The sequence below is a fragment of the Hydrogenophaga electricum genome, assembly GCF_030160815.1.
GTDB lineage: Bacteria > Pseudomonadota > Gammaproteobacteria > Burkholderiales > Burkholderiaceae_C > Hydrogenophaga > Hydrogenophaga electricum.
In genome coordinates this window covers 1-24,678 of record NZ_BSPB01000007.1, presented here as the reverse complement: position 1 = coordinate 24,678, position 24,678 = coordinate 1, and the positions used below count along the sequence as shown (strand labels likewise).

24 protein-coding genes are annotated in these 24,678 nt (G+C 67.3%); 7 read left to right on the top strand and 17 right to left on the bottom strand.

What is annotated here, in order from left to right:
- Nucleotides 1-47: 47 nt before the first annotated feature.
- The 7 genes from QQK43_RS06550 to QQK43_RS06520 are packed head-to-tail and all read right to left on the bottom strand — an operon-like array spanning nt 48 to nt 8,262.
- Entirely contained in the window at nt 48-1,994 is a 1,947-nt protein-coding gene (locus QQK43_RS06550) for an acyltransferase family protein (protein WP_284307155.1), read from the bottom strand.
- Between the two features lie 4 nt (nt 1,995-1,998).
- Nucleotides 1,999-2,892, bottom strand: a complete 894-nt coding sequence (gene rfbA, locus QQK43_RS06545) for a glucose-1-phosphate thymidylyltransferase RfbA (RefSeq protein WP_234267004.1) — start codon at nt 2,890-2,892, stop codon at nt 1,999-2,001.
- An 11-nt stretch (nt 2,893-2,903) separates the two neighbouring features.
- Entirely contained in the window at nt 2,904-3,800 is an 897-nt protein-coding gene (rfbD, locus tag QQK43_RS06540; RefSeq protein WP_284307154.1) for a dTDP-4-dehydrorhamnose reductase, read from the bottom strand.
- Nucleotides 3,797-4,861, bottom strand: coding sequence for a dTDP-glucose 4,6-dehydratase (gene rfbB, locus QQK43_RS06535; protein WP_284307153.1), 1,065 nt, complete (start codon nt 4,859-4,861; stop codon nt 3,797-3,799). Before rfbB ends, rfbD begins: the two co-directional genes overlap by 4 nt.
- A 37-nt stretch (nt 4,862-4,898) precedes the next feature.
- Nucleotides 4,899-5,564: a hypothetical protein gene (locus QQK43_RS06530; protein ID WP_284307152.1), complete on the bottom strand. Its 666-nt coding sequence runs from the start codon at nt 5,562-5,564 to the stop codon at nt 4,899-4,901.
- The gene (locus QQK43_RS06525) at nt 5,561-7,174 is read right to left on the bottom strand and encodes an ArnT family glycosyltransferase (protein WP_284307151.1); all 1,614 of its coding nucleotides are present in this window, start codon (nt 7,172-7,174) and stop codon (nt 5,561-5,563) included. The genes QQK43_RS06530 and QQK43_RS06525 overlap by 4 nt, the downstream gene beginning before the upstream one ends.
- Before the next feature lie 26 nt (nt 7,175-7,200).
- Nucleotides 7,201-8,262: a glycosyltransferase gene (locus QQK43_RS06520; protein ID WP_234267009.1), complete on the bottom strand. Its 1,062-nt coding sequence runs from the start codon at nt 8,260-8,262 to the stop codon at nt 7,201-7,203.
- Between the two features lie 236 nt (nt 8,263-8,498).
- Here QQK43_RS06520 and QQK43_RS06515 point away from each other — a divergent pair, with 236 nt between their 5' ends.
- Entirely contained in the window at nt 8,499-9,497 is a 999-nt protein-coding gene (locus tag QQK43_RS06515; RefSeq protein ID WP_284307150.1) for a glycosyltransferase family 2 protein, read from the top strand.
- Between the two features lie 5 nt (nt 9,498-9,502).
- Nucleotides 9,503-10,510, top strand: a complete 1,008-nt coding sequence (locus QQK43_RS06510) for a polysaccharide deacetylase family protein (protein ID WP_234267011.1) — start codon at nt 9,503-9,505, stop codon at nt 10,508-10,510.
- Here QQK43_RS06510 and QQK43_RS06505 read toward each other — a convergent pair.
- The 9 genes from QQK43_RS06505 to QQK43_RS06465 form a co-directional block, all read right to left on the bottom strand.
- Nucleotides 10,494-11,558, bottom strand: a complete 1,065-nt coding sequence (locus tag QQK43_RS06505; RefSeq protein ID WP_284307149.1) for an acyltransferase family protein — start codon at nt 11,556-11,558, stop codon at nt 10,494-10,496. The two genes, QQK43_RS06510 and QQK43_RS06505, sit on opposite strands and share 17 nt — an antisense overlap.
- A complete protein-coding gene (locus tag QQK43_RS06500) occupies nt 11,555-12,538 on the bottom strand; it encodes a lysylphosphatidylglycerol synthase domain-containing protein (RefSeq protein WP_284307147.1) in 984 nt (327 codons plus the stop codon). The genes QQK43_RS06505 and QQK43_RS06500 overlap by 4 nt, the downstream gene beginning before the upstream one ends.
- Before the next feature lie 102 nt (nt 12,539-12,640).
- Complete coding sequence (locus QQK43_RS06495) at nt 12,641-13,960, bottom strand: protoporphyrinogen/coproporphyrinogen oxidase (RefSeq protein ID WP_234267015.1); 1,320 nt, start codon at nt 13,958-13,960, stop codon at nt 12,641-12,643.
- A gap of 135 nt (nt 13,961-14,095) precedes the next feature.
- Nucleotides 14,096-15,910, bottom strand: a complete 1,815-nt coding sequence (locus tag QQK43_RS06490; RefSeq protein ID WP_284307146.1) for an SGNH/GDSL hydrolase family protein — start codon at nt 15,908-15,910, stop codon at nt 14,096-14,098.
- Nucleotides 15,911-15,955: 45 nt separating this feature from the next.
- Complete coding sequence (locus tag QQK43_RS06485; protein ID WP_234266023.1) at nt 15,956-17,122, bottom strand: nucleotide sugar dehydrogenase; 1,167 nt, start codon at nt 17,120-17,122, stop codon at nt 15,956-15,958.
- A gap of 68 nt (nt 17,123-17,190) precedes the next feature.
- Nucleotides 17,191-17,949 (bottom strand): ABC transporter ATP-binding protein, encoded by a 759-nt coding sequence (locus QQK43_RS06480; RefSeq protein WP_284307145.1) that lies wholly within the window; start codon nt 17,947-17,949, stop codon nt 17,191-17,193.
- Entirely contained in the window at nt 17,946-18,935 is a 990-nt protein-coding gene (gene miaA, locus QQK43_RS06475; protein ID WP_284307144.1) for a tRNA (adenosine(37)-N6)-dimethylallyltransferase MiaA, read from the bottom strand. The genes QQK43_RS06480 and miaA overlap by 4 nt, the downstream gene beginning before the upstream one ends.
- A gap of 3 nt (nt 18,936-18,938) precedes the next feature.
- Nucleotides 18,939-20,219 (bottom strand): multidrug effflux MFS transporter, encoded by a 1,281-nt coding sequence (locus QQK43_RS06470; protein WP_284307143.1) that lies wholly within the window; start codon nt 20,217-20,219, stop codon nt 18,939-18,941.
- 36 nt (nt 20,220-20,255) lie between these two features.
- Entirely contained in the window at nt 20,256-20,951 is a 696-nt protein-coding gene (locus QQK43_RS06465) for a 3-hydroxyacyl-CoA dehydrogenase family protein (protein WP_284307142.1), read from the bottom strand.
- Nucleotides 20,952-20,968: 17 nt separating this feature from the next.
- On the opposite strand from QQK43_RS06465, the gene QQK43_RS06460 reads away from it, so the two are divergent.
- Genes QQK43_RS06460 through QQK43_RS06450 form a run of 3 tightly spaced genes read left to right on the top strand, consistent with a single transcriptional unit; the run spans nt 20,969 to nt 22,616 of the window.
- The gene (locus QQK43_RS06460; RefSeq protein ID WP_284307141.1) at nt 20,969-21,814 is read left to right on the top strand and encodes an AMP-binding protein; all 846 of its coding nucleotides are present in this window, start codon (nt 20,969-20,971) and stop codon (nt 21,812-21,814) included.
- A 5-nt stretch (nt 21,815-21,819) separates the two neighbouring features.
- Entirely contained in the window at nt 21,820-22,053 is a 234-nt protein-coding gene (locus QQK43_RS06455; protein WP_284307200.1) for an AMP-binding enzyme, read from the top strand.
- Between the two features lie 44 nt (nt 22,054-22,097).
- Nucleotides 22,098-22,616, top strand: coding sequence for a tripartite tricarboxylate transporter substrate-binding protein (locus tag QQK43_RS06450; protein ID WP_284307140.1), 519 nt, complete (start codon nt 22,098-22,100; stop codon nt 22,614-22,616).
- Between the two features lie 9 nt (nt 22,617-22,625).
- Here the strand turns inward: QQK43_RS06450 and QQK43_RS06445 are convergent, their stop codons facing one another.
- On the bottom strand, nt 22,626-23,468 hold the full coding sequence (locus QQK43_RS06445; protein WP_284307139.1) for an alpha/beta hydrolase: 843 nt from the start codon (nt 23,466-23,468) through the stop codon (nt 22,626-22,628).
- A gap of 95 nt (nt 23,469-23,563) precedes the next feature.
- Here QQK43_RS06445 and QQK43_RS06440 point away from each other — a divergent pair, with 95 nt between their 5' ends.
- Nucleotides 23,564-24,208: a TetR/AcrR family transcriptional regulator gene (locus QQK43_RS06440; protein ID WP_284307138.1), complete on the top strand. Its 645-nt coding sequence runs from the start codon at nt 23,564-23,566 to the stop codon at nt 24,206-24,208.
- Nucleotides 24,199-24,678, top strand: a 480-nt coding sequence (locus tag QQK43_RS06435; RefSeq protein WP_284307137.1) for an HlyD family secretion protein, incomplete at its 3' end; no start/stop codon positions are given. The genes QQK43_RS06440 and QQK43_RS06435, both read left to right, overlap by 10 nt.

The window sequence follows — 24,678 nt, the reverse complement described above, 5'->3', positions numbered from 1 at the left end:
CCGCTGCGCCGCAGGCGCGCGGGCACGCTGCCCGCATGGCAATCGCTTCAGCGCTGCCCGAGGATCTGCGGCGCGATCTGCTCTACGTAGTACGTGACCGCGGGCACGCTCAGGTGCCCATAGTCGTAGCTCAGCGGCTCGGTGGCATTTTCGTCCAGGCGGGTGAGGCAGCCTTCTGCGTTGCAGAAGTAATCCATCCCCGAAATGAATTCGATGCCCATGGCCGCCGCCCGCTGCCGCATCTCGGCCGTGGCCTGCTTGACATGGGGGTCCAGGTGGTCGTCGCCCAGCCGCAGCGGTAGACGGCCGCGCCGGTCGAGCTGGCGCGACAGGCGCAGCAGGATGCGTGGCAGGTTCTCTTTCCAGTAAGGCACCGCTCCCAGCAACACGATGCGGGGCACGCCCGCCTTGCGGAGTTCGGCCACCGTGGCTTCCAGGCCGCTGATGTCGTAGCGACCGTAGACCGCCTTTTCATGCCACCAGGCGTAGAGCACCACGACGTCCGGCACGGTCCGCCGGATCAGCGCGATGGTGTCGTCGTTGAGGGCCTGACAGCCGGGGCGGGGATCGTGGCCCAGAATCGGCGGACAGATGGCACCGGTCCGTTCGCCGAGCCCGAAGCTGTAGCGGCCGCTGTCCTGCAGCGCCTTGAAGCCGGGGTAGAGCGAGCCGGCGTGCGAGTCGCCCCAGAGAAAGATCAGCGGACGGCGCTCTTCCACGCAATGGGCCTTGTAGGCGCTCGGCGGGAGGTTGTAGTCGAGCATGCAGTCGCCGTCGCGCCAGCCTTCGGCCACTGCGCTGCGCCCGCCCTTGGTCTGCAAGGTGGTGAGCAGCGCCGGCAGCGTGTCCACTTTCAGCGACTGTTGGTATACCCATCCGCCGGCGGCGGCCACGGCGACCATCAGGGCCGTCAACACGCCCACCAGCGGCCGGCCGAGACGGTGTCCGTGGCGGCGGATCGGCCGTTCCAGGCCCAGATACGTCGCGGTGGCCAGCACTACCGACAGCCCGACCAGTCCGAGCAACAGCGGGGTGGGCAGGTCGCGGCCGACCTCGATGTGCGCCAGCGACAGCAGGGGCCAGTGCCACAGATACAGGGGGTAGCTGATCAGGCCCAGCCAGACCATGGGGCGCCAGGCCAGCAGAATCCGGTTGGGCCAGGCCTGCGGTCCTGCGGCGATCAGCAGCGTGGTGCCCAGGGTGGCCGCCAGCGCCCACTTGCCCGGGAATGCGTGGGCCGGGGTGAGGCGCCAGAACACGAAGGCCAGCAGCGCCAAGCCGGCGGCGCTGGTGATATGCACCAGCCAGCGGGGCCAGGCCGCGCCGGGATGGCCAGAGCGAAGCTGCAGGGCGGCGAGCCCGGCGCCCATCATCATTTCCCAGAACCGGGCCGCCGGGTTGTAGAACGCGGCGGTGGTGTCCGTGCGCACCAGCCACAGGTTGAGCACCAGCGAGGCCAGCAGCAGCCCGGCGATCAGCCAGGGCAGGGCGCGCCAACGGTACGCAACCAGGAGCAGCAGTGGCCAGGCGATGTAGAACTGCTCCTCGATCGCCAGCGACCACAGGTGCAGCAGCGGCTTGTAGATCGCGGATTCGTCGAAGTAGTTGGCCTCCTGCCAAAAGCCGAAGTTCGACACGAACAGGGTGCCGGCCAGAACGTGACGGCCCAGCGCCTTGAACTCGGCGGCGGTCATCATCAGCCAGCCGGTGCCCAGGCACGCCACCAGCACCAGCAGCAGGGCCGGAAAGATGCGCCGGATGCGCCGGGCGTAGAAATCCCGGAACGAGAAACGGCCGGCCTGCAACTGGCCGATGATGATCGAGCTGATCAGGTAGCCGGAGATGACGAAGAAGATGTCGACACCGACAAAGCCGCTGGGAAACGCCTGGGGAAAGGCGTGGTGCAGCACCACGGCCCCGACCGCGATGGCGCGCAGGCCGTCGATGTCCGGGCGGTAGGCTGGGGCGAGGTGCGGAAGCCCGGCGCTTGCCATCGGCTCAGCGGGGCGCGCCGGGATGGGCTTCCTTGAGCGTGCGCAACAGGTACTGGCCGTACCCGTTCTTGGCCAGGGGTCTGGCGAGTGTCTCGAGCTGGGTGGCGCTGATCCACTGGTGGCGGAAGGCGATTTCTTCCGGGCAGGCCACTTTCAGCCCTTGGCGTTTTTCCAGGGTGGCGATGAACTGGCCGGCTTCGAGCAGGCTGTCGTGGGTGCCGGTGTCGAGCCAGGCGTAGCCCCGGCCCATCAATTCCACCTGCAACTGGTTCTGCTCAAGGTACAGGCGGTTGAGGTCGGTGATTTCCAGTTCACCGCGCGGCGAAGGCTTCAGGTCCCGAGCGAGACCCACCACCTGGCTGTCGTAGAAATACAGGCCCGTCACCGCGAAACTGCTCTTGGGCTGGGTGGGCTTTTCTTCGAGGCTGAGCACGCGGCCCTGGGCGTCGAACTCGGCCACGCCATAACGCTCCGGATCGTGCACATGGTAGGCGAACACCGTGGCGCCGCTGTCGCGCTCGTTGGCGCGGCGCAGCAGCTCGGCGAAATCGTGGCCGTAGAAGATGTTGTCGCCCAGCACCAGCGCCGACGGGTCGTTGCCGATGAACTGCTCGCCGATGAGGAAGGCCTGGGCGAGGCCGTCCGGGCTGGGCTGCACGGCGTACTGGATGTTCAGGCCCCACTGGCTGCCATCGCCCAGCAGCTCGCTGAAGCGCGGGGTGTCCATCGGCGTGGAGATCACCAGGATGTCGCGGATGCCCGCCAGCATGAGCGTGCTCAGCGGGTAATAGATCATGGGCTTGTCGTACACCGGCATGAGCTGCTTGCTCACCGCCTGGGTGACGGGATAGAGCCGTGTGCCGGAGCCGCCGGCGAGGATGATGCCTTTGCGTGCCATGGGAATGCGTGTCAGAGGATTTGCTGCAGGATGTGGCGCACGCCATCCTGCCAGGGTGGCAGGTGCAGGCCAAAGGTCTGGCGCAGGCGGGCGGTGTCGAGCCGGGAATTGGTCGGGCGCTGGGCCGGGGTGGGGTAGGCGGAGGCCGGGATCGGGTGCACCCGGTCCGGGCTGGCTTTCAGGGCTTTGCCGTGGCGCAGCGCTTCGCCGATGACGAACTGGGCGTAGGCGTGCCAGCTGGTTTCGCCCTCGGCGGCCAGGTGGTAGGTACCAAACGGAAACCCGGTGGCCCCCTGCTGCAGGTAGCGGTGTGCGATGTGGGCGGTGACGTCGGCGATCAGCGCGGCCGAGGTTGGCGCACCAAACTGATCGGCCACCACCTTGAGTTCTTCACGCTCGCCAGCCAGCCGCAGCATGGTCTTGGCAAAGTTGCCGCCGTGCGCGCCCACGACCCAGCTCGTGCGCAGCACCACATGCTGCGGCGTGGCCGCCGCCAGCGCCTGCTCGCCATCGAGCTTGGTCTGCCCGTAGACCGATTGCGGTCCGGTGGCGTCGGCTTCGGTATAAGGGCCGGCCTTGCGGCCGTCGTACACGTAGTCGGTGGAATAGTGGATGACCGCTGCGCCCAGCTTCGCCGCTTCCTCGCCGAGGATGCCCGGTGCCACGGCGTTGACAGCGCGCGCCTTGTCGCTGTCGGTTTCCGCCTTGTCCACGGCGGTGTAGGCCGCAGGGTTCACGATCAGGGCCGGCTGGACCGATTGCACCAGGGCGCGCAGGGCGGCACCGTCGGCCAGGTCGCAGTCGGCTGTGCCCACGGCCACCACCTTGCCCAGCGGGGCCAGGGCGCGTTGCAGCTCGAAGCCCACCTGGCCGTTGCGGCCGGTCAGCAGGATCGTCGGCGCGCTCATGCCTTGGCTCCGTACTGCTTGTCGACCCATTGGCGGTACTCGCCGCTTTGCACCTGCTGCACCCAAGCCTGGTTGTCCAGGTACCAGCGCACTGTTTTGCGGATGCCGGTTTCGAAGGTCTCGGCCGGCTTCCAGCCCAGTTCCCGGTGGATCTTGGTGGCGTCGATCGCGTAGCGGCGGTCGTGGCCCGGGCGGTCTTTCACGTAGGTGATCTGCGTGGCATAACCCTGGCCGTCGGCGCGGGGCGACATCTCGTCGAGCAGGGCGCACACGGTGTTGACGATCTCGATATTCGGCTTCTCGTTCCAGCCGCCCACGTTGTAGGTTTCTCCCGGGGTGCCCGCTTCCAGCACACGGCGGATGGCGCTGCAATGGTCCTTGACGAACAGCCAGTCGCGCACCTGCATGCCATCGCCATACACCGGCAGCGGCTTGCCGGCCAACGCGTTGACGATCATCAGCGGGATGAGCTTCTCGGGGAAGTGGTACGGCCCGTAGTTGTTGGAGCAGTTGGTGGTCAGCACCGGCAGACCGTAGGTGTGGTGGTAGGCGCGCACCAGGTGGTCGCTGGCGGCCTTGCTGGCCGAGTATGGGCTGTTGGGCTCGTAGGGGTGGTTTTCGGTGAACGGCGGGTCGGTGGGCTTGAGCGTGCCGTAGACCTCGTCGGTGGAGACGTGCAGGAAGCGGAACGCCGCCTTGGCCTCGCCCTCCAGGGTGCCCCAGTGGGCACGCACCGATTCGAGCAGGTGGAAGGTGCCGACCACGTTGGTCTGGATGAAGTCTTCGGGCCCATGGATGGATCGGTCCACGTGGCTTTCGGCGGCGAAGTTCACCACCGCGCGAGGGCGGTGTTCGGCCAGCAGGCGGTCGATCAGAGCGCGGTCGCCAATGTCGCCGTGCACAAAGACGTGGCGGGCGTCGCCATCCAGGCTGGACAGGCTTTGCAGGTTGCCGGCGTAGGTGAGCTTGTCGAGGTTGATGACGGGTTCATCCGACTGGGCCAGCCAGTCGAGCACGAAGTTGGCGCCGATGAAGCCGGCCGCTCCGGTAACAAGGATCATGGAAGGGGCGTGATTGGGTGAATGAGAAGGGGCTGTTTCAGCCGCGTGGAGGCCGCACCAGCGGGCCCAGCACGGTGAACAGCAGGGCGCAGGCCAGAGCAAAGATGAGGGCCAGTTGCACGATGTCGCCGCGCCGTGGACCGGGGTTGGCCGTCAGGCGGTAGTTCAGCGTGTGGTCCGAGGGTTGGCCATTGATGATGGCGTTGTTCTGGCCGTTGCCGGGACCCAGCGCCAGCATGGCCACACCTTTGAGCCCGGGTTCGGCCACCGTGATGTCCAGATGGGTCGGGCGGTCCTCGATGTCCTGCGTGCGCGAGCCCGCGATGCAGACCGGCTGGAAGTAGGTGGTGATCTGCTCGGACCGGATCTGGCCCTGCCAGGAGCGGTCGCCCGATACCAGTGTGAGCAGCACGGTGCCACGTGTTTTCCAGTGCTTTCGGTCGTATTCGATGCGGATCCAGAAACACACGGGCGCGTCGCGAATGCCATCGCGCTGGATGTTCAGGGCGGTGGTGTCGATCGGCTGCCTCAGCGTGAAGCCCGAGTCGAGCATGACCGTGTGGATCGACGCCATCGCCGTCTGGTCGGCCAGCGAGTTCTGAAAGTGCGATTCGAAGTTGCCTTTGGTGGCCGCGTACAGGGCCACGGTCAGCCCCAACGGCAGGCCCAGATACAGGGCGAACTGGAGCAGGCGGCGTTTCATAGGCGTACGGAATTGAACCAGGGCACGATGGTGTTCATGTAGCCGTTGGTGTGCGCCCAGGCCAGCAGCACGGTGGCGATCGCGACCACGGGCAGCGCCCAGCGGTAGCCGCGGATGGCGATACCGAACGACACCAGCAGCAGCGGAATGAAGGGGAACAGATAGCGGCCCTGGATACCTGCCGGGCGTTCGGAAATCACGTAGGCCTTGTGGCCCTGGAGGAACAGCAGCAGACTGAACAGCGCGATCAGGATCGGGCCGTAGGCCAGCAGGCGGTCATCGCCAGTTCGTCCGGTGGCCACCAGGGCCAGCGACACCAGCGCGGCGACCGTCATGAAGGCAAAGACGGTGTGGATCTGCTGGGTGTAGCGCGGGTCCAGTTTGAGCACGTGGATGAATCCGTAGGCTGTGGCCGCCACACCGCCGATGGTCAGCAGCGCGGGCAGCCAGCGCGGAGCGCGCAGAGTCTCCGCAACGCGGCGCACCCCGGATTGCACGGACCCTGCAGCGCTCAGTGCGATGCTGTGCTCGGGCGCCGAGCGGGCCAGCGGCCAAGTGTGGCGCAGCACCGCCCACAGCAGCAGGGCGGAAAAGGCGAGGCTGACCCAGATGAAGACGTAGTAGGACGGGCCTTGCACCACCGCCACCTTCACGCCCTTGCAGTAGCGCACCAGGATGTCGACGTTGGCGGCCGAGTTGCAGTAGCCCGAAAAGCCAACCAAGGCGTAGAAATGTTGGAACAGCCAGTCGAAGAAGGGCTGCTGCTCCAGGTAGTTCAACCGGGTGTAGCCGGGCACGAGGGGCGGGGCATCGGAGCCCGAGATGTAGAACGGGTTGCCGAAGAAGTAGTAGTTGCGGCGCATCCACCAGAGGGCGGACGAAAACGAGAGCAGGCTCAGGGCGGCACTGTGCAGCAGCCAGAGTAGCCAGCGCTGACGCATTTCATACAGCAGGATGCCGACAAACCCCGCGATCAGCACCCAGGCGGTCATCTTGGTGGCCCCGGCGCAGGCCAGCCAGAAGGCGCACCAGTAGGCATCGGCCATGCGCTCGCCCTGCACGAAGCGCACCAGATAGAGGGTGGCCAGGCCACACATCAGGGTCAGGAAGATGTCGTTGGTGATGCCTGAAGACAGGTGCGTCACCGTGGGGACAAAACCGAACAGGGATGCCAGCAGCAAGGCCAGCCGGTCGTCGACGCGGGCCGCCACCAGCGACTTGAACATCACCAGGATCAGCAGGCCCAGACTCAGGGCAGAGACGATGCGCGTGGCCTTGGCCCACAGGAAGCGGTCTTTCGTCACCGCTTTGGCGATCCGGTAGGGAATGGCCGCGACCGCGTAGTACAGGGGCGGATGCTGGACGATGTAGTTGGGCCGGCTGCCATCTTCCACACCCCAGTCGCGCCAGAGGTTGTTGGAGATGATACCGCGGTCGTTGTCCATGTGCCCCAGCACCGGCAGGGGGCGGCCCTTGGCCACGTCCACCACGTAGGCGTAGTGGCCGCTTTCATCGGGAATGTCTCCGTTCGGGGTCACGAACCAGGCAAAAAACAGCGCCTGCAGGAAAAACAGCAGGGCAAGCCAGTGGATGGGGGCGATCCGTCGCATGGCAGGGCTCTCGTGAAGGGCGGGGCTCAGGCTCGACGGCCCAAGGCCTCCAGAAGAATACGTTCAAGGCCCTCGCCCAGCTTTTCCACCGTGCCGTATTCGAGGAACTTGCGGTGGCCGTTTTCGGCGATGCGCTGGCGCAGCGCCGGGTCGCGCTTGAGCTCCAGGATGGCGTCGGCGATGGCCTGCGGATTGGCGGGCTCCACGAAGTAGGCGCTTTCCCGGTGGGTCAGCAACTCCTGCACCGGGGCGTTGCGCCGGGTGATCAGCGGTTTGCCCATGCCGATGGCTTCGTTGGCCTTGTTGGTGATGACCAGTTCGGCACGTTCGTTTTCGCCGAAGATGCCCAGGCAGATGTCGGCCTCGGCCATGTGCGTCGCCAGGCCGGCGTAGGGCACCGGATCGAGGATGCGCACGTTGCGCAGGTCCAGCTCCTTCATGAGAGCCATGTCCTGCTCGAAGGTCAGCCCGCGGCCGATGATCTGGAAGTCGACCCCTTCGTTTTCCAGCAGCTTGGCCGCGCGCAGGATGTGGCGCACGCCATGGAAGGGGATGAACTCCCCGTGAAAGTGCACCAGGAAGCGGTCGTCGGTGCGCTGACGGGGGCGCGGGTGGATCACCGTGTTGTCCACCGCCAGGAACAGCCGGCGCATCTTGTCGGTGGCCGTGCGGGCATAGCGCCCGAAATGCTGGATGACGTGGTCGCTGTCGAGGATCGAGATGCTGGCGGCCTTGTACGACAGCCAGTCGCCCCAGGCGTACACCTTGGCCTTGAACGAGCCCGGCTTGGCCTTGGCACGGTCGAACACCATGGTGTCGTAGGTGGTGATGTACATGTCGAAGACGATCGGCTTCCAGGTCAGCAGCCGCATCGCCGGCGTGAGCAACTGGCCATAAAAACCCGTCAGCACGATGTCGCAGGACGGCGCCTTGCGCAGGGCATCCAGCAGCAATCGCGGATAATGCTTGAAGGCTTTGTCGGGCGGCAGGCACTTGACCACTTCGTGTCCGCGCATCTCCAGGGCACGGATGACGATCCGGGTGCGCGAGTAGCTTTCTTCCCGTCCGGCGATGTAAAGAATCTTCATGTTGTGGGTGGTTGGATCCGGGCCGGCTCGGGCCGAAAGTGCCGCTTTTTTTATCGGTCAGGGTGTCCGGATCGTGCCCGGAAACGGGTGCCGCCCAGGAAGCGCCCTGGCGCTGTGGCAAAAGGCCTGATCCCTGTGGCAGGCCGCTCACTATGATAACGCATGGCATTGTTCGTTTTTTCCTGCGCGTTGGGGCGCGATGACACGGTGGCGCCTGCAGGCGGGGGCTTGGAACCGTGATTTCGATCGTCATTCCGGTCTACAACTGCGAGGCCTATTTGGAACAGTGCCTGCGCTCTGTGCAGGCTCAGCGCCGGCGCGACTGGGAGGTGCTGCTGGTCAACGATGGCTCGATCGATGGCAGCGCGGCCATTTGTGACCGGTTCGCGGCCGCCGACGACCGCATCCGGGTCATCCATCAACCCAATGGTGGGGTGTCGTCCGCCCGCAACCTGGCGCTGGAGCGGGCGCGGGGCACGTACCTGACCTTCATCGACGCCGACGATTACGTCGAGCCGGATTTCCTGGAGGCCTTGCGTGTGCCCATGGAAACCCATGAGGTGGCCGTGTGTGGCTACGACCGGGTTCGCCCCGATGCCAGCCAGGACTTCGTGCTGGCGGGCACAGGCTCCCTGCCGATGGAACGGCTGTACGAACACACGCTGTGTACCCAGCTCATCGGCGGCGGGTGCTGCAACAAGATGTTCCGCCTGGACATCATCCGCAGCCAGGGGCTGCGGTTCGACACCCGCATCGCAGTGGGCGAAGACATGCTGTTCCTGATGCAGTACTTCCAGCGCTGCCAGCGGGCCTTCAACGTGGCCCGGGTGCTCTACCACTACCGCTTCAACGAGGTGTCGGCCACCGAGGCCGGGTTTGCGCAGAAGAAGGTCAACGAGCGCACGGCCAGCATCCTGCTGGCGGTGGCCGCCATGACGCGGCACGTCGACCCGGCCCAGCCGTACCAGCAACACTTCGTCGGCTTCCGGCAGGCGCGCTCCAGCCTGCGCCTGTTCTTCCAGATGGTGCTTTCGCGCACGCAGGAGCCGGCGCTGCTGGCTGCCATCCAGCGCAATATCCGCCAGGGTCTCTGGCCCTTTCTCCAGTCGCGCCATTCGCGCTGGCTGGAGAAGGCGGTGGTCATGGGCGTGGCCCTGTCCTCGCGCGGAACCTATGCCGGGGCGGTGGCGCTGTCCGGGCTGCTGTCCCGGCACCTTCACGCCTACCGGACCTGAACTTCATGGCTTCCCTTTCCGAAATCGCCTTCCGACTGGCTTCGCGTTCGCTGCGCGCCACCATGCGCCAGATCCCGCTGGGGGTTTCGCGCGCCGTGTCGGCGCGCACCTTGCCCATCGTCATCTTCCATGCCGTGGAGGAAGCGCCCAAGCCGTACATCAAACACCTGTACGACTACCACACGCCGGCCAGCTTCGAGCAGGTGCTCGACGAACTGCTGCGCCATTTCAAGCCGCTCGAAGACCTGTCGCCCGAAGGCATCGCCAACGCGGGCGCCGACCGCTTTCTCGTCACCTTCGACGACGGCCTGCGCTCGTCCTACGAAGTGGCGTTGCCGATCCTGGAGCGCAAGGGGGTGCCGGCCATCCACTTCCTGATCACGGACTTTCTCGCTGGCGAGGCAGGTTCTCAGGTCGAGGAAAAGTTCAAGGCCAGCCTGCTGGTCGAGTGCCTGGACGGGCGCACCCCGGCCGAACGCGCCGAGGTGGCCCGGATTCTGGGGGGCGCGGGGTATGGTCAGGCCGACCTGGCCGAGGCGCTGATGTCGGTGCGTCTGGCTGACGGGGCGGTCTACGACGCCGTGGCCGAGCGCCTGGGCATCGATCTGGCCGCGTACTTCCGGCAGGACCGACCCTACATCACGCGCGAGGAGGCGGCCGACATGGCGCGCCGCGGTTTCCGTCTCGGGGCGCACAGTTGCGACCACCCGCGTTACTGGGAAATCTCGCTGGACGAACAGGTTCGGCAGACGCGGGACAGCATGCGGCACGTGACCGAAACCTTCGGCCTCGACTACCGCTATTTCGCGTTTCCGTACAAGAACCGGGGCATCACACCCGCGTTCTACGAGCGCACGCGCGAAGCCGTGGACCTGTTTTTCACGACCAGTGGCTGGGGCGACCGCATGAACCGGGAGCGGGTGTTTCACCGCGTGGGCCTGGACAGCACCGGCAGCGCGGTGACGGCGCTGAAGTGTGGCTGGCGGCCGTTCCCGCTCAGCGCGATCCAGTAACCGCGCCGGCCGCTGCGGGCCGGCGGTTGCCCAGCGTCCAGGGCAGCCAGCGCTCGATCACCCAGATGGCCGGGATCATGAGCACGGCCGCGATGGCGAGCACCGCCAGGCTCCAGGCGTTGCTGTGCTCCATGGTGTCCAGCGAAATGCCCGTGGCCAGGCTCAGCAGCACCTTCACGCCTTTGATGGCCAGCATGTGGGTGACCAGAATGCCCATGCTGTGCCGACCCAGCACCGCCAGCCAGGGCAGAGCAGCGTCCAGCAGCCGGGCCAGTTGCACCGAAAAGCCGATACCGATCAGCGCGAACAGCAGGAACAGGACCGGCTGGTTCACCGTCGGCCCGGCCAGCCCGACCGCCCCATTGAGGGGAGACAGCAGCGACAAGGCCAGCAACCCGGCCAGCCAGCCCCAGTGGGTGGCGCGCGACCAATGCGGCCAGGCCCGCCAACGCCGGAAATCCAGACCGATCTGCACGAACACCGCGGCGCCCATGGCTGGCAGCAGGCTCATGGGCAGCTTGATGCGCTCTTCGATGATGGCCGTGATCGCGAACAGCACCAGCAGGGCAGCGTAGCGTGCCCACCAGGTCCAGCCGAGGCGATGCAGGGCGTAGACGACGCCCTGGGCGAGGAACAGGGCGGGCAGGAACCAGAGTGGGCTGTTGACGAGCAGGCCATCGCCCACCGAACCGTAGAACACCCCAAACAGCGGCCACCAGAGCCCGTAGGCGAACTGCGCGACCGTTTTGCCCGCTGCCGCAGCGGCAAAGTACCCGGCCAGATAGAAACCATAGCCCACCAGGGCGTAGAACAGGTAGGGCACCAGCACGGTGCCGACCCGGCGGCGCAGGAAGCTGCCCAGCGGCAGGGTGTCGGGTTTGAGGGTCAGGCCGGAAGCAAAAAAGAACAGCGGCACGTGGAACGAGAACATCCACATGTACCAGACCGGCACATCGCTGAGCGACCAGACGTGGCCGATCACGATGAGCAGCATGCCCCAGCCCTTGAGGGCGTCGATCCAGGTCTCGCGTGCCGCAGCGGCGCTCATGGGCGGGGTGCGGATGGGGCCGTGGGAGTGGTGTCGGCGGGCGACAGCCAGCGCAGCGACAGGCCGACCAGGAACGCCAGACCGTCTCCGAGCACGGTGGCCAGCCGCATGGTCACACTCAGGCCGATGGCGGTGCCGGTGCCGACGACCGAGCCCAGCAAGGCCACCACGAGGGCTTCCCGCACGCCGAGGCCACCTGGCGCACCCGGCAGCAGGTAGCCGGCAATCCAGGCCGAGGTGAACATCAGGGTGAGGGTCAGCACGTCGCCCTCACTGACACCGAAAAGGTAGCGTGCCTGCAGCTTGAGCATGACGCCGAAGACGAAGAAGCACAGGATGAAGCCACAGGCCACCGCCACGGCGGTGTGAAAGCGGGGCAGGGCGATGAGCTGGCCATTGCCGAGACGGCGTGACAGGCCGGGCAGCAAGCGGTTGAGCAGCCAGACCGCGATCCAGGGGCTGAGCGCCACCAGCGCGCCGAGGGCGGCCATCACCGGGGCGCTGGGTACCGGCACGTCGAGCACGGCGGTGGTGTCGAGAAACAGCAGCAGACCGGCTCCGCCCATGCACAGCCCGGTGGCCAGCAGCCAGAGTGTGGAGATCAGCATGGCGGTGACGGACACACCCACCGGCACACCGGCCGCGCTGGCCAGCGTGACCTGGCCCACCAGATGGCCGACATTGCCGGGCAGGTATTTGGCGATCTGCGCCATGCCCACCATGCGGAACGCCACCACGGGCTTCAGGTTCACGCCCTGGTCGCGCAGCAGTAGCATCCACATGAGGCCGCCGAGCACCAGGTTCAGGAACATGGCGAACACGGTGGCTGCCATGGCTGCCCAAGCGGGGGCATCCCAGCGAATGGGCGGAATGCTGTCGAAGTGGTGGCGCACGGCGCCGAAGAAATAGACCGCCGTGATGGCCAGCACGACGACGGCCGCCCATTTGGCCAGGCGTCTCATCTGGGGGGATCGGGTCATGGGGGCGGGTCTTCAAGGAAAACGCCCATGCGGCCGGTGGGGGTGGGCGGCATGGGCGTTGTGGGCGGTCGGTCGGTGAAGACGACGCGCCCCGGGGTCGGATCAGGCCTGGTTGCTGTTGAGCAGGTCGGCAATGCGCTTGCCGGCCAGGATGCTGTGGTCCATGTTGTAGTACTGCCAGTCGCCGAAGCGGCCGCAGGGGTGGATGTCGATGCTGACCAGCCAGTCGTGAATGGTCTTGACGTTCTTTTCGTAGTCCAGATCGTAGATCACGTAGGCCGGATCGCAGGTCAACACATCGGTGGCGAGGATTTCGTCGTCCGGGCGCAGGATCTTGGCCTTGGTCAGACCGTCGATGGTGGCCTGGATCAACGCTTCGCGACCCTGCACCGGCAGCGGCCGGCTCTTGGAGTACGAAATCTCGCAGCACACCGAGCTGGTGCCAGGCGGGCAGGTCTTTTCGGACGCGTTGCGCGGGAAGCTGATGCGGTGGAAGATGAAACGGTCGGCTTCGTGGAAGTACAGCCAGTGGTAGGGGCTGATGTCCGGGCGGTTGATGCCGATGTTGACGCACTCGATCTGGTTGAACTGCAGGCCGTTGATGGCGTCCACCACGTGCGCCGGGATGTCGTCGATGAAATCGGGCAGGTAGGTCAGCGACAGGGTGTAGACCAGATTCTGGTAATCCACGACCTTGCCGGAGGCGAAGGTGACCCGCTTGGCCTTGGGGTCGATCTTCGTGACCGTTTCATTCAGGTGGATGTTCTTGACACCCTTGGCCAGGGCCACGGGCAGGGCCTCGATGGCGCCTTCGATCGGGTACCAGAACTCCTGGTTGAAGCCGGTGCGGTCGTCCTCGTCCTGCAGGGCGCCCTTCAGCACGGCCTCGAAATCGGGCTCCGGAACGCGGCGGTCGATCCAGTTGAAGTTCATGTACTTCGGATCGATGGTCCAGATGCGCTCGGCATAAGGGATCATGAGCTGTTCCGCGATGCCTTTGCCGAAGCGCCAGTACATCCATTCGCGGTAGTTGGTCGGCTTGGGGCGGTCGGTATTGCGCAACACGTCGACCAGGCCGCTCAGGCATTCGATGATGTCCTGGGCGGGCAGACCGTGCAGGTGGGCCTGGTACGGGAACTGGGTGTACAGGTCGTACTTGCCGTGGTAGATGAAAGCCTTGCGCTTCTTGATCTCGATGTTGCCCTTGAGCAGCGTGTGGATCAGCTCGTGCGCGTAAGGGTTGACCGTGTAGAGAATGTGCGGCGCGTAGTCGAACAGGAAGCCGTTGACTTCCTCGGAGCGGCACAGCCCGCCCACTTCATGCAGTTTCTCGTAGACCTCGTAGTCGTCGCTCTGGAGGTGGTAGCCGGTGCTCAGACCGGTCAGACCGGCGCCGAGAATGAGGTTCTTCGTGGAAGACATGGATTAGCGTGCAGGCGAAAAATCAGGCATTTTAACTGGCAGCCCCATTCAGGGCGGCAATGCCGGTACCGGCCGCAGGGGCGGCCAGCGCCTGCGGTGGCGCCGGGCCACCGCAGGCGGCGGGTGGGAGAGGGATCAGAACGGGATGTTGGCGGTCACGCGGACAGCCTTGGTCTCGCTGGGCTTTTGCAGGTCGACCGCGTAGCTGGCGCCGTAGCTGATGCCCTTGTGCTCGGCCACGACGGCGTTCAGGCTCAGCTGGGTCTTGCGGACGCGGCTGCGATCGATGGTCTCGCTCATCTGCACGCCGGGGTTGATCTGCTCGGTCATGCCCAGGGTCAGGGCTTCGCGGCGCAGGCTCTGCAGGTGGTTGAGACCGGCGCCGATCAGCAGCTTGCGGCCCTGGCCGATGGCGATGGGGCTGAACTGGAGGTCGACGCCCAGGCCGGAGTAGATGTCGCGTGTCTTGGTCTGCGAGAACTGCACGTCGGACGTGTACAGGCTTTGGATCAGGCCGCCGTTGAGGGTGTGGTTCTGCTGGCTCAGCGAGGCCCAGGGGGTCAGCGCCAGGCCGTCAAAGGCGTAGGTGTAGCGCAGCTTGCCTTCCAGCGACCAGGTGTGCGCAGAGCGGTCGTTGGTGACGGAGCGGTTGAGCAGGTCGTCCAGGCCGTTCTGGGTGAAGGCGTGATCCAGGCGCGACAGCTGGGTCGAGAACAGGAAGTTGTTGTAGGGCTGCATCCAGTACAGCGTGGTCGCGTTCGAGTTGAAGCGGGTGCTGTAGCGGTCTTCGATATCGGTCAGGCGCGTGGACTGGGCGTTCTGGGTCAGCGCGACCCCCAGGCGACCCTGGCTCCAGATACCGCTGTTGGCGGGGGCGAAGTCGAGTGCGACGCCGTTGGCGACGCTTTCTTCCAGGTTGTTGCGGGCGGTCTGGTTCAGGTTGAACACCCGGCTGTCACGGCCACTGCGGCGGCCATCGGTGTTGGATGTGGTCAGCGGGACCAGGCGCAGGCCCTGCGACGTCGTGGCCGTCTGGTTGAAAGCCTTGAGCAGGTTGTTGTCCAGATCCTGGTTGAGCTGGTTGGTGGCCGAGGTGCCGGCGTCCAGCGTGCTCGCCCAATTCCAGCCGCGGGTCAGGTAGTGCTTGAACACCCGGGCGATGATTTCCTGCCCCTTGGAGCCGGGGTGCAGGGTGTCGAAGAACAGGTAATCGGTGTACGAGCGTTCTTTGTCGACGTCGGTGGCGTTGACCAGGCCGAAGTCCGAGGGCTTGTCCTGCACACGGTTGAACACGGTGTACAGGTCGACCGCGATGATGTTGGGGTTGCTGTTCGCCACCGAGGCGACAAAGTTGTTCCAGGTCACGACCTGCGAGTGCAGCGAGTCCGAGATGCCCGGGGTGCGGCTCCAGTCGGTGATCAGGGTGACGAACATCCGGTTGTTGCCGTTGGTGGCACCACCGGCGATCAGGCGGTTGACCCCGTCCGTGTAGCCCGCGCGGGCGGCAGCGAAGTTGTCGGAGGTGCCGCCGCGGCCGATGTCGTTGTAGCCGAAGTAGACGACGGTGAGGTCCTTGTCGGTGATGGCCGAATTCGTGGTGTTCCAGTTGTTCAACTGGGTGGCAAAGTCGATCGAGGACGTGGAGGCTGCCTTGGCGCCGCCAATGGCGTAGTTCTCCAGGCCGTTGGCCATGCTGGAGACTTCGACGGCCCAGTTGGTCATCGCGCGCGGCGAGGTGTAGGCCAGGTCGGTGTAGCTGTCGCCGAAGGTGCGCAGCTTGTTGATCTTGATCGCGCTGGCGTTGTTGGTGCCGTTGGTGGAGAACGGGTTGGAGCTGGCGGGCTCGGAGTTCTTCGGACTGCTGGAGCAACCCGCGATCAGGACCAGGACGGCACAGCAGACCGCGGTCAACGAACCGGACTTGTTACGGATGAAGGCTTGGTCTTCCATGGCTAGCTACCTGAGTCGATTGAAAAATGAAAGAAAAATCCGGCGTCAGTCGTTGCCGAAAAGATCGCGCGTGAACACCTTGTCCCGGACGTCCGCCAGGCTGTCGCTCATCCGGTTGCTGATGATGACGTCGGCCTGTTGCTTGAACGTGTCGAGGTCCCGGACGATGGGGGAGTGGAAGAATGTGTCTTCGGACAGGCCCGGCTCGTAGATGATGACCGACACACCCTTGGCCTTGATGCGTTTCATGATGCCCTGGATGCTCGACGAGCGGAAATTGTCCGAGCCGGCTTTCATGATCAGCCGGTAGATGCCCACCACCTTCGGCTGGCGCCGGAGCACGCAGTCGGCAATGAAGTCCTTGCGCGTGGTGTTGGACTGGACGATGGCCTGGATCAGGTTCTGCGGCACCTCGGTGTAGTTGGCCAGCAACTGCTTGGTGTCCTTGGGCAGGCAATAGCCGCCGTAGCCGAACGAGGGGTTGTTGTAGTGGCTGCCGATGCGTGGATCCAGGCCCACGCCTTCGATGATCTGGCGGGTGTCCAGGCCGTGCGAAGCGGCGTAGCTGTCCAGCTCGTTGAAGAACGCCACCCGCATGGCGAGGTAGGTGTTCGAGAACAGCTTGACCGCTTCGGCTTCGGTCGAGTCGGTGAACAGCACCGGCACATCCGGTTTGCGCGACCCCTGGCGCAGCAGGTCGGCGAACACGCGGGCGCGCTCGGACTGTTCGCCCACGATGATGCGCGAGGGATACAGGTTGTCGTAGAGCGCCTTGCCCTCCCGCAGGAACTCGGGCGAGAAGATCACCTGCGAGCCGCCGGGCAAGGGGCGGAGTTTGGCCACGTAGCCGACCGGCACCGTGGACTTGATCACCATGACCGCTTTCGGGTTGATGCGGGTCACCGTGTCAATGACCGCTTCCACCGACCGGGTGTTGAAGTAGTTGGTCTCGGTGTCGTAGTCGGTGGGGGTGGCGATGATGACGTAGTCGGCGTCGCCATAGGCTTCCTGCGGATCGGTGGTGGCGCGCAGATTCAGCGTTTCATGGCGCAGGAAGTGCTCGATCTCGGCATCGACGATCGGGCTTTGGCGCGCGTTGATCTGGCGCACCTTCTCGGGCACGATGTCCAGCGCCACCACTTCGTTGTGCTGGGCCAGCAGGACGGCATTGGACAGGCCTACGTAGCCTGTGCCGGCAACGGCAATCTTCATGCAGAGCTTTCCATTCTGGGGCGTGGCCGGCTGGAACCGCTCCCTGGGCTGCCGCGCGGCAGGCTGGTTCAGGGGCGTGACTCTGGCAGCCACGTTTGCAGGCGGTCCGGCTCACGCCTCCCGGACTCCGTCGCAGTGGAGGGCGATTCTGCCATAGCACCTGTTGTCTGTTCGCCACGTTCCGGCACCAGTCCGCCAGCGCGCAGATGCAACACCCGGTCGGCGCGCCCGGCGGCCGTGGCCGCGTGGGTGACGAGCACCAGCGCCGTGCCGTGGGCCCGTGACTGGGCGATCAGCAGGTCCATGATCCGGGTGGCGGTGGCCGGGTCCAGGTTGCCGGTGGGTTCGTCGGCGAGGATCAGGCGCGGCCGGTGCACCAGGGCACGCGCAATCGCCACCCGCTGCAGCTGGCCGCCCGAAAGCTGCGCTGGCAGGCGTGCGCCCAGTCCGGCGAGCCCGACCGCTTCCAGCATGGCCGCGACGCGGGCGGGTTCCGGGCGGTTCAGCAGCAGCAGGGGCAGGGCGACGTTCTGTGCCACGTCCAGATGCGGCAGCACGTGAAAGGCCTGGAACACGAAGCCCAGGTGCTCGCGGCGCCAGTGGGCGCGTTGCGCCTCGTTCAGGGTGCCCAGGTCGGTGCCGTCCCAGGTGATCGAGCCTGCGTCCCACCCGTCCAGCGCCGCCAGGCAGTTGAGCAGGCTGGACTTGCCCACGCCCGATTCGCCCACGATGGCGACGAACTCGCCCGGCGCCACCGCCAGGTCCACATGGGCAAACACCGGCACTTCGCCGTAGCGTTTGGCCAGGCCGTGGACGCGCAGGCTCATGCCGTTGCCTGGCCCGCCGGGGGCATCAGGGTCTGAACCTGCGCGAGCACGGCGGCCAGGGCGTCCGGTGCATCGCCCGGGATCACCACGCGGTCGTGCATGGCGCGCAGCCAGGTGATCTGGCGTTTGGCGAGCTGGCGTGTGGCGAAGATGCCACGATCGCGCAGCGCGGCGGTCTGGGCGGCCGTCAGTGGCGCGTCGCCCGCCGCATCCAACGCTTCCCAGGCCTGGCGGTAGCCGACGCAGCGCATCGATGGCAGGTCGGGGTGCAGGTCGCCGCGTGTGCGCAGGCGCCGCACTTCGTCGACGAAACCGGTGGCGAGCATGGCGTCGAATCGCTGGGCGATGCGCGCGTGCAGCCAGGCCCGGCTGGCCGGCTCCAGACTGAGGAAGGCCCCGGGCGACACCGGGTTGTCGGCGTGCTGACCGCCGGTCTGGAGGGCCGAAATGGGCTGGCCGGAGACCTCGAACACTTCCAACGCACGCTGGATGCGCTGCGCGTCGGCGGGCGCGAGTCGGGCGGCCGTCACCGGGTCGATGCGCGCCAGCTCGGCGTGCAGGGCGGGCCAGCCGTGCATCCGGGCGGCGGCTTCGATGCGCGCGCGCACCGCGGCGTCGGCGCGCGGCATCTCGTCCAGGCCCTGCATCAGGGCCTTGAAATAGAGCAGGGTGCCGCCGACCAGCAGGGGGGTGCGCTGGCGCGCACGGATTTCGCCGATCAGGCGCCGCGCGTCGCGCACGAATTCGGCCGTGCTGTAGGCCTGCAGCGGGTCGGTGATGTCGATCAGGTGGTGCGGAGCGGCGGCGAGTTCCTCGGGCGTGGGCTTGGCGGTGCCGATGTCCATGCCGCGGTAGACCAGGGCCGAGTCGACGCTGATGATTTCCACCGGCCAGCGGCGGGCGATGGCCAGCGCGGCCGCGCTCTTGCCGCAGGCCGTGGGGCCGGTGAGGGCGATGCAGGGAAGCACGGGGACCGCTGCGGCCATGGGTCAACCTGCCCGTGGGGCGGCGGGGTCGGGCATGCGCTGCGGGGCGGGGCGGGCTTCGCCGTAGCGCTGGACCAGGGTCCAGGCGGTGAGGGCGATCAGCACACTCCAGAACCAGACGCCGTGGGTGAGGGGGGTGACGCTGCCCGGATGCTCGGCCAGGCTGCGGCCGAGCCAGCCGCCGGTGAAGAAGGCCGCCACCATCATCAGGAAGCCGCTGAGTGCCGACGCCGCGCCGGCCGCCTGGGGGAAGGGGCCCACGGCGCCGCTCTGGCCGCAGGGCTGGTGCACGCCGTGGCCGAGCATGAACAGGTAGAACGGCAGCATGATCGCTGCCACGTGCTGCACGCCCGCCAGCGCCAGCAGCCCCATGGTGGTGCCGGCGGTCAGCGTGCAGGCGCCGGCAATGGCCACGGTGCGGCGGACGCCGAAACGGGGCAGCAGGCGCCGACAGAGGAAGGTGCCGACGATGTAGGCCAGCGACATCGTGAGCATCACCAGCCCGTAGGCCGGCCGGGACAGTCCGAGCACCCCGATGAACACGAAGGAGCTGGTGGCCAGGAAGGTGAACAGACCGCCGTAGGAGGTGGTGGCCAGCAGGGTGTAGGACAGGAAGGTCGGGTGGCGCACGATCTGGCCCCAGGTCCGCAGCAGGGCCACGGGTTCCAGGGCGCGCGGGTTCTTGTTCGGCAGGGTTTCGCGGAAGCGCCAGGCCAGCAGGGCCAGCGTGGCCGCCCCGAAGACGGCCAGCGCCGCGAGGGCCACGCGCCAGCCCAGGTGCTCGGCCAGCACACCGCCCACGGGGGCGCAGGCGCAGGCGATCACGCCCAGGCCGGTGAGCCCTTTGGACATGATGCGCGCGCCGTCGGCGGGGTTGTAGAGGTCGCGCACCACCGCCCGCGCGCCCATCACGCCCGCTCCCATGGCCGCCCCCTGCAGGGTCCGCCAGACGATCAGCGCCTCCATCGACGTGACCGACACCGCACCGATGGCCGCCACCACGTACAGCGCGGTGCCGCTCAGCAGCACCGGACGCCGGCCGAAGCGGTCCGACAGCGGGCCCCACACGAGTTGCGAGAGACCGAACGCGAGCAGCAGCGCGGTGAGCGTGAGCTGGGCTTGCGGCATGCCGGCGCCAAACCCCTGGGTGATCGAGGGCAGGGCGGGCAGGTACAGGTCGGTGGTGACGGGCTGCAGTCCCAACAGCAGCGAGAGCACGAGCACGACCAGGGCGGGCGGCATGGGGGCTGCCGCGGCGCTGGAAAGGGGGGACGGGGAGGACATCCGGTCGAGGGTAGCAGATGCCCCGGGCGCCTGCTTTCAGGGCGCCAGTGCGCCCCAGTCGGCCATGGCCATGGGGCCACCGCGGGCGGCGGGAAAGCCATAGCCCAGCACCCAGACCAGGTCGATGTCGCTGGCGCGGCAGGCCATGCCGTCGGTCAGCACGCGCTGGCCTTCTGTGATCAGTGGCATCACGCAGCGGCGCACGATGGCGTCGTCGCTGATATCGGGGGCCGGCGCAATGCCCAGGGCCAGGGCCTCCTCGGCACAGATCCGCTGAAGGTCGGGGTCCGGGCGGTGCTGGCGCCCCTCATACCAATAGTGTTCCCGGCCGCTCTTGTGGCCGTGGCGCCCGAGTTCGGCCAGGCGGCGGGTGATCCGGCGGTAGGCCGGTCCTTGCTCGACACGCTGTCCACGCGCCACCAGCACCTGGCTGACCAGATCGGTGCCCGCCATGTCCAGGGTGCGGCAGGGGCCGAGCGCAAAACCGAAGGCCTCCAGTGCCGCATCGATGCGCGCGGCCGGCACGCCTTCGAGTTGCAGCGCGTCGACCTCGCGCAGGTAGCCCTCGAACAGGCGGTTGCCGATGAAGCCCCAGGCGTTGCCGGCCAGCACCGGCAGCTTGCCCAGGCGCAGGGCCAGCGCCCGGGCGCGCGCCAGGCTGGCATCGCTGGAGGCCTGGCCTCGCACCACTTCCACCAACGGGGTCAGGTGGGCGGGCGTCAGGAAGTGCATGCCGGCCACTGCCGCGCGTGGGGACGACCTCGCGCTGCCGGCCCTACACCCGCGGCACCACCGGTGCGGCCAAGGGCTGCCTGCACACGCACGCAACCCTGATGCACAACGCCATCGCCGCCGGCCCCTGGCTCGACATGCGGCCGGGTGACGCGGTGCTGGTGGTCACGCCCATGTTCCACATCACCGGTCTGGTGATGGGCCTTCTCGCGGCGGTGCGCCACGGCTGCCGGCTGGTGCTGCTGCCGCGCTGGGAGCGGCAGATGGCGGCGCTCGCCATCGAACACCGGCGCGTGACGCACTGGCCCAACATCCCGACCATGGTGATCGACCTGCAGGCCATGCCGGGCATCGAGCGGGCCGACCTGTCCAGCCTGCGCTACATCGGCGGCGGCGGCGCGGCGATGCCCGAGGCCGTGGCCGACCAGTTGCACCAGCGGCTGGGCCTGACCTACCTGGAAGGCTACGGGCTGACCGAGACCTCCGCCCCCACGCACACCAATCCGCGCCACGCCGCGCGCCGCCACTGCCTGGGCGTTCCCTACGTGGGCACGCAGGCCCGGATCGTCGACCCCGACACGCTGGAGAGCCTGCCGGTGGGCGAGGTGGGTGAAATCCTGGTCAGTGGACCGCAGGTGTTTCGGGGCTACTGGCGCCAGCCGCAGGCCACCGAAGCGGCTTTCGTCGAGCGCGACGGCCGGCGCTGGTTCCGCACCGGCGATCTGGGGCGCATGGACGCCGACGGCTACTTCTACATGGCCGACCGCCTCAAACGCATGATCAACGCCAGCGGCTTCAAGGTCGGTCGGCCGAAGTCGAAGCGCTGCTGCACCGCCACCCCGGCGTGCAGGAAGCCTGCGTGATCGCCATGCGCGACGACTACCGCGGTGAAAGCGTCAAGGCCGTGATCGTGCCGCGCGAGAGCCACCGCGGCGAGCTGCGGCCCGAACACGTGGTCGCCTGGGCGCGCGACCACATGGCGGCCTACAAGGTGCCGCGCTGTGTCGAGCTGGCCGACGCCCTGCCGCGCAGCGCGTCCGGCAAGGTGCTCTGGCGCGTGCTGCAGGCCGAACACGACGCGCGCCCGGCCCGCTCGCCCTGATTTCCCTTGTTCCCGTTCCCCCTCATCGCAACAGGAGACCAACCATGCAACGCACTTTTCCATCCCGCCGCCGGACCATCATCGGCCTGCTGGCCAGCGCCGCCGTCGCCGCCGCCATGCCCCTGTCGGCCAGTGCCCAGGACACACCGGCCAAGATCCTGGTCGGTTTTCCGGCCGGCGGCTCGTTCGACATCATCGCCCGCGTGCTGGCCGAAAAGATCAAGGTCGAACTCAACCGGCCGGTGGTGGTGGACAACAAGCCCGGCGCGGGCGACCGCATCGCGGTGGACGTGCTCAAGGCCGCACCCAACGACGGCAGCGTGGTGATGCTCGGCCCCGATGCACTGCGCTCGCTTTATCCCTTCACGTTCAAGAAACTCAGCTACGACCCGGTCAAGGACCTGGTGCCGATCGGGACGGTGAGCGAATTCGCCTTCGCCATCGCCAGCGGTGCCGACCCCAAGGCCAACACCCTGGCCGATTTCGGGGACTGGGCGAAAAAGAACCCGACCAAGGCCAACTTCGGCCTCGACCTGAGCGCGCCGATCCCGCTCAATCTCTGAGGCGCCGCCTCAGCGCAGCCCGAAGAGTTCGGCCAGCGCCGTCCGGTACTGCGACTGGCCCACGGCATTGGTGTTGTGGTGCGAGCCGCCTTCGACCAGCTCGAATCGCTTGGGGCCGGTGGCGGCTTCGAACAGCTTGCGCCCCAGTTCGGGGGCGATGGTGCGGTCCTCGCTGCCGTGCACGACCAGCAGCGGTGACCCGATCCGGGCCACCCGGTCGATCGCCTCGAAGCGCTGGGTGATCAGCGGACCGACGGGCAGCCAGCCCCATTTGTACGAGCTGACCACGTCCGGAATGGAACTGAACGTGCCTTCGACCAGGGTGCCGGCCTCGTCGTCGACCTGGGACGCCAGTTCGATGGCGATGGCGCCGCCCAGCGAGTGGCCGAAGATGTAGCGCGGCCGGTCGGGGTAGCGCCGGGCCAGCCATTCCCAGGCTGCGCGGGCGTCTTCGTAGGCCAGGGCTTCGGAGGGCAGGGTGTGGGTGCTCTTGCCGAAGCCCCGGTAATCGATCGCCAGCACGGAAAAGCCCAGCTCCTGCATGCGCTGCGCGCGGAAGGCCGAGCCGACGACGTTGAAACGCGCGCCATGCAGGTACAGCAGCACCGGTGCCTTGGGGTCCTGTTCCAGCCGCTCGTGCGGGCTCCAGAGCCCGTGCAGGCGCGCCGGCTCCCCGTTTTCGCGCGAGCTGAAGTCGATCCAGACCTCCTGCATGCGCGCGGCGATGTCCTCGCCCCGGCCCCAGCTCCGGTCGGACGGCTGGAAGATCCACACGCGCTGGCGTTCGTCCAGCGAAGCACAGCCGGCCAGGACGGCGGCGGACAGCAGGAGGAGGGCGATGAGGCGCTTCATGCAGAGAACTGACGCCCGGTCGGGCAGAAAGTTCACGGCCGGTTCTTGAAGTTGTTGGACGTATGACCAATAATTCTCGCTCCACCGTTTTCACCATGGCCCGTCCCTCCTCCCAGGCCGATCAGGCCCTGATCGCTGCCGGCCGCCTGCTCTACCCCGCGCACGGCTGTGCCGGCCTGTCGGTGCGCCGGGTGGCCGAGCAGGCCGGTGTGAAGCCGGGCCTGTTCCATTACCACTTCGAGAGCAAGGACGCCTTCCTGACCGCCGTGCTGCAGGGCGTCTACGAAGACCTTTTCAGCGAACTGAGCGAGGCGGCGAGCGGGCCGGCCGCGCCGCTGGTGCGCCTGAAGGCGGTGCTGCAGCGGCTCGGGCGGGCACTGCGCGAGCGCGGTGAACTGCTGGTGCGGGTGCTGGGCGACGTGGCCCAGGGCGAGCCCGCCGCCCTGGCCTTCGTGCAGCGCAACGCACCGCGCCACCTGGGGTTGCTGACCGGGCTGATGGCCGAAGCCGAGCGGGCCGGGCAGATCGCCCCCATGCCGCCGCTGCGCCGCATGGGCTTCGTGATGGGCGCGGTGGCGGCGCCCCTGCTGGCCGGGCGGGGCCTGCGGGCGCTGGCACTGCAACATCCCCTGATTGTCGACCGGCTCGACGAGGACATGCTCTCGGACGCGGCCACCGAGCAGCGGATCGAAATGGTTCTGGTGGCGCTGTGCGCCGGAAAGGACAAGCCATGCGCTTGAATCGGATGGGCTTGCTGCCGGCTGGGCTGGCGCTGCTGGCCGGGGTTTCGGGCTGCGGCCAGCCCGCGCCGACCGGCTGGTCGGGGTATGCGGAAGGCGACCACGTTTACATCGCGGCGCCGATCGGTGGCCGGCTCGACCGGCTCGCGGTGCGCGCGGGCGACCCGGTGAAGCAGGGCGATCCGCTGTTCGCGCTGGACGCGGAGGCCGAACAGGCGGCGGTTGCGCAGGCCGAGGCCCAGGCCCAGGCCAGCACTGCCCAGGCGCGCAACGCCGACAAGGGGCGGCGCCCCGACGAACTGGCTGCGGTGCGCGCCCAACTGGCGCAGGCGAATGCGCAGGCCGCGCTCGCCCAGTCGGCCTGGCGGCGCCAGAAAGCGCTGGTTGACCAGGGCTTTGTGGCGGCCTCCCAGCTCGACAGCGCCACCGCCACCCTGCGTCAGGCCGAGCAGCGGGTGGCCGAGCTGCAA